The sequence below is a fragment of the Cytobacillus kochii genome, from assembly GCF_020171845.1.
Classification (GTDB): Bacteria; Bacillota; Bacilli; order Bacillales; family Cytobacillaceae; genus Cytobacillus; species Cytobacillus kochii.
In genome coordinates this window covers 1-1398 of record NZ_JAIVAM010000033.1, presented here as the reverse complement: position 1 = coordinate 1398, position 1398 = coordinate 1, and the positions used below count along the sequence as shown (strand labels likewise).

The 1398-nt window shown below is 51.4% G+C and carries 1 rRNA gene; it reads right to left on the bottom strand.

Going from position 1 to position 1398, the window contains the following annotated elements:
- A 23S ribosomal RNA gene (locus LCM23_RS25610) occupies positions 1-1398 on the bottom strand; the annotation flags it as partial.

Below are 1398 nucleotides of genomic sequence, written 5' to 3'. Positions count from 1 at the left end.
TGGGATTTGCCTCATGGTCCCTCTAACTGCTTAGACGCACATCCAATCGTGCGCTTACCCTATCCTCCTGCGTCCCCCCATCACTCAAACAGAATACGGTGGTACAGGAATATCAACCTGTTGTCCATCGCCTACGCTTTTCAGCCTCGGCTTAGGTCCCGACTAACCCTGAGCGGACGAGCCTTCCTCAGGAAACCTTAGGCATTCGGTGGATGGGATTCTCACCCATCTTTCGCTACTCATACCGGCATTCTCACTTCTAAGCGCTCCACCAGTCCTTACGGTCTAGCTTCAACGCCCTTAGAACGCTCTCCTACCACTGAACATCAACGATGTTCAATCCACAGCTTCGGTGATACGTTTAGCCCCGGTACATTTTCGGCGCGGAGTCACTCGACCAGTGAGCTATTACGCACTCTTTAAATGGTGGCTGCTTCTAAGCCAACATCCTGGTTGTCTAAGCAACTCCACATCCTTTTCCACTTAACGTATACTTTGGGACCTTAGCTGGTGGTCTGGGCTGTTTCCCTCTTGACTACGGATCTTATCACTCGCAGTCTGACTCCCATGGATAAATCTTTGGCATTCGGAGTTTGTCTGAATTCGGTAACCCGATGAGGGCCCCTAGTCCAAACAGTGCTCTACCTCCAAGATTCTTACGCATGAGGCTAGCCCTAAAGCTATTTCGGAGAGAACCAGCTATCTCCAAGTTCGATTGGAATTTCTCCGCTACCCACACCTCATCCCCGCACTTTTCAACGTACGTGGGTTCGGGCCTCCATCCAGTGTTACCTGGACTTCACCCTGGACATGGGTAGATCACCTGGTTTCGGGTCTACGACCACATACTCATTCGCCCTATTCAGACTCGCTTTCGCTACGGCTCCGTCTGTCCAACTTAACCTCGCATGTAATCGTAACTCGCCGGTTCATTCTACAAAAGGCACGCTATCACCCATTAACGGGCTCTAACTACTTGTAGGCACACGGTTTCAGGATCTCTTTCACTCCCCTTCCGGGGTGCTTTTCACCTTTCCCTCACGGTACTGGTTCACTATCGGTCACTAGGGAGTATTTAGCCTTGGGAGATGGTCCTCCCTGCTTCCGACGGGATTTCTCGTGTCCCGCCGTACTCAGGATCCACTCTGGAGGGAACGAAGTTTCAACTACAGGGCTTTTACCTCCTATGGCGGGCCTTTCCAGACCTCTTCGTCTATCTCGTTCCTTTGTAACTCCGTATAGAATGTCCTACAACCCCAAGAGGCAAGCCTCTTGGTTTGGGCTAATCCCGTTTCGCTCGCCGCTACTCAGGGAATCGCGTTTGCTTTCTCTTCCTCCGGGTACTTAGATGTTTCAGTTCCCCGGGTCTGCCTTCCATACCCTATGTATTCAGGTATG